This is a genomic window from uncultured Rhodoblastus sp. (assembly GCF_903903185.1).
Lineage (GTDB): Bacteria > Pseudomonadota > Alphaproteobacteria > Rhizobiales > Beijerinckiaceae > Rhodoblastus.
On the sequence record NZ_CAIUXT010000080.1, the window covers coordinates 1 to 3,156 of the forward strand.

The 3,156-nt window shown below is 59.7% G+C and carries 4 protein-coding genes and 2 pseudogenes; 5 read left to right on the top strand and 1 reads right to left on the bottom strand.

Annotation, left to right across the window (positions count from 1 at the left end):
• The 4 genes from QZY01_RS07805 to QZY01_RS07820 form a co-directional block, all read left to right on the top strand.
• The coding region (locus QZY01_RS07805; RefSeq protein ID WP_294535499.1) for an IS3 family transposase at window positions 1–502 on the top strand (502 nt) is incomplete at its 5' end.
• Between the two features lie 403 nt (window positions 503–905).
• Window positions 906–1,100 (top strand): type II toxin-antitoxin system HicA family toxin, encoded by a 195-nt coding sequence (locus tag QZY01_RS07810; RefSeq protein ID WP_294535501.1) that lies wholly within the window; start codon window positions 906–908, stop codon window positions 1,098–1,100.
• 28 nt (window positions 1,101–1,128) lie between these two features.
• Complete coding sequence (locus QZY01_RS07815) at window positions 1,129–1,524, top strand: type II toxin-antitoxin system HicB family antitoxin (RefSeq protein ID WP_294535502.1); 396 nt, start codon at window positions 1,129–1,131, stop codon at window positions 1,522–1,524.
• Window positions 1,525–1,666: 142 nt separating this feature from the next.
• On the top strand, window positions 1,667–2,221 hold the full coding sequence (locus QZY01_RS07820) for a recombinase family protein (RefSeq protein WP_294535504.1): 555 nt from the start codon (window positions 1,667–1,669) through the stop codon (window positions 2,219–2,221).
• A gap of 372 nt (window positions 2,222–2,593) precedes the next feature.
• On the opposite strand, the pseudogene QZY01_RS07825 reads toward QZY01_RS07820, so the two are convergent.
• Window positions 2,594–2,827 (bottom strand): annotated as a pseudogene (locus QZY01_RS07825) (recombinase family protein); the annotation flags it as partial.
• Window positions 2,828–2,976: 149 nt separating this feature from the next.
• On the opposite strand from QZY01_RS07825, the pseudogene QZY01_RS07830 reads away from it, so the two are divergent.
• Window positions 2,977–3,156, top strand: a pseudogene (locus QZY01_RS07830) (IS66 family transposase); the annotation flags it as partial.

Below are 3,156 nucleotides of genomic sequence, written 5' to 3' on the forward strand. Positions count from 1 at the left end.
AGTCGAGAAGCCGAACCAGGTCTGGGCAACCGACATCACATATATTCCGATGGCGCGGGGCTTTGTTTATCTCGTCGCCATTGTCGACTGGTTCACGCGGCGGGTGTTGTCGCATCGCGTGTCGATCACGATGGAGGCCGGTTTTTGCGTCGAGGCGCTGGAGGAAGCTCTGGCGAAGCATGGCAAGCCGGAGGTTTTCAACACCGACCAGGGCAGCCAGTTCACCAGCGAGGAATTTACGCATGTGCTGATCGACAACAAGATCTCCATCAGCATGGACGGCAAGGGCGCTTGGCGCGACAACGTGTTTGTCGAAAGGCTTTGGAAATCGGTGAAGTACGAGGAGGTTTATCTGCGCGCTTACGACAGCGTCGGCGACGCGCGCGCGTCGCTTGGCCGATACCTCGCTTTTTATAACAGCTTGCGTCCGCATTTGAGCCTTGACCGGCGGACGCCGGACGAGGCTTACTTCAACCATCCAGCCATCGCGATGGCCGCATGAATTTTTCGCCGCCGGGCGTTTGTCGCAATTCCGGTTGGGCTACGCCCGCCCTGCATCGCGACAAACGCCCGGCAACCCGCTGCAAACCAAACCCGGCAGAACGCCACTTATCTTTCGCGGGAAACTGTTCAGACAACCGGGGCCAGTTCTCTGTTTTGCTCGTTTTTCCGATTTTGGGAGACGGTTTTCAGATCGGGTGATTCAAAACGGGAGGAGTCCATGGCGAAGGCGGAGGCGTCATCACCGCCTCCGACAATTACCCGCCGGCGGAGCCGATCCGGAGGGTATTGCGCGTTCGCCCTCAAATGGCCGCGCTTGGCCATATACGTTCATTTTCATGCACGTCATATTGATTTTCGCCGTAATATCGTGCATCAATATGCACCTAAGCGGAGCGAGATTCATGCCGAAAGCCGAGACGAACACCCGCAAGATCATCGCCCGGCTCGAAGCTGAAGGATGGGTCAATGTCGGCGGCGGCTCGCATGATCGTTTTGTCAACGAGGCCCATTCGGGCGTCATGATCCCTGTCCCGCGTCACCGCGAATTGTCGCCGGGAACGGCGCGTTCGATAGCCAAGGCGGCAGGTTGGCTTTGATTTGCCGCGACCGCTCAAGGAGGATCAAATGAGCTTTTATGTTGGCATTCTCGACGGCGCCAATGATGTCTGGGGCGTCCGCATTCCCGATATTGAAGGTTGCGTCGGCGCCGGAGAAACGCCGGAAGCCGCCATCGCCGATGCTGTCGTTGCGCTACGCGATGTTGTCGCCTTCAAGAAAAGCGGCGGTCATCCTGTCCCCCCCGCATCATCGGTCGCGAACGTGCTCGCCAGCGCTGAGGTTGCGCCCGGGGAAAGCGTCGTCCTCCTTCCTCTGGTCCTCGACGCAGGTCGCAGCGTTCGCGCAAACCTCACCATGGACGCGGGCCTGCTGGACGCCATAGACCAGGCGGCGCAGCGCAGCGGCATCACCCGCTCCAGCTATGTCGCCAGCGCCGCCCGTGAAAAGCTGATGCGCGCATGAAGCGGCTTCAGTGCGTTCATTTTGGGTATGCCCATAGACGACGTGCACAATCTCCCGATTTGCCGTCAATTTAGGGTTTACATTGGACTTAGTTCGCAGGAGACTCAGAGAGTTAAAATCCTAAGTGAACAGGTTCCCCTCCATGTCATCGATGATCGGCTATGCCCGCGTTTCAACCGGCGACCAGAGCGCGGAAATTCAGATTGAGAGATTGCGCGCGGCCGGATGCCAAGTCATCCGCTCCGAAAAGGTTTCGGGCAAGTCGCGCGACGGTCGCGACGAATTGGCGACAATCCTCGATTTCATCCGCGCCGACGATGTCCTGGTCGTCGCCAAGCTTGATCGGCTCGGTCGGTCGACGCGCGATGTTCTCAACCTGGTGCATGAGCTGGAGAGGAAGTGCGCGGCGCTGCGCGTGCTCGAACCCGCGATCTCGACGGACGGCGCCATGGGCAAGATGGTTTTGACGGTTTTGGGCATGGTCGCGGAAATGGAGCTTGGCTTCATCAAGGATCGCCAGAAAGCCGGGATCGAGGCGGCCAAGGAGCGCGGCGTCTACAAGGGGCGTCCGGTCACGCTCGATCATGCCAAGGTGCGCGAACTGCATCGCGTGGGGACCGGCGCGACCGCCATCGCCAGAACGATGAATTGCAGCCGGGGCGCCGTCTACAAGGTTTTGGCCGCGCCGGCGGATTGATCCGCGTAGCGCTTGGTAGCGGTCACTTCGGCAGAAATCCGTTGGCGCGAAGCCATTCGACGACAATCTTTTCTATGAAAGCCGCGACTGAGCGGGAATCTGCGGCAGCGGCCTTTTCAAGGGCGCCTTCAAGCGCCGCCGCATCAACCTCTGCCACGCACCATCATCGTCTCGAAAAGGCCAGAAAAAGCCGCCAAGCTCACAACCGCACCATCTATGCGCGGATTCTCACCGCCATCGACAGGGACTCAGAGTCAGGGCTGTTCAGTTCTCAATTCAGTCCGGGCATTTCGACGATGAGATTGAGGTCAGCTCAAGGTTTGTGATTTTTTGTACGCTACTTTGGACAAAGCATGAACTTTGCCGCTTTGATCAACCTGCGGGACCGGGTTCGGGGTTGAGCGCCGCATAGAGCGCGGTCTTTCCGATCTTGAGGCGCATCGCCGCTTCGCGCACCGTCAGCCCTTTCGCCAAAAGCGCCTTCGCACGCTCAAGCCGGTCTGCGGTGACGACGGGTTTGCGGCCGCCGCGTCTGCCGCACGCGGCGGCGGCTGCGAGACCGGCGCGGGTGCGTTCGCGGATGAGATCGCGTTCGAACTGGCCGAGCGGTATCCATCCGGCGTAGCACGCAGGTGGCCGGCTTCAGGTCGATCGGCGTAATTACCCAGCCCCATTTTTGGCGCTTGGATCGGGGCGAGGCCTCTGAATTCCGAGTCCCCCTTGCCAGGGACTCCAATCTCTGAATCCATGAGCGCATGGATCGCACTGATTTGCAGCGTCTGAGCAAGGACGATTTGATTGAGCTGGTGATCCAGCTTCAACGACCGGACAAGACGTCGCGCACTTCGTCCAAGCCTCCGTCTACCGACAAGAAGGAGAAACGCGAGAACTCGCGTCCAGGTGGCGCGAAGCCTGGGCATGAGCCGCACAATCGC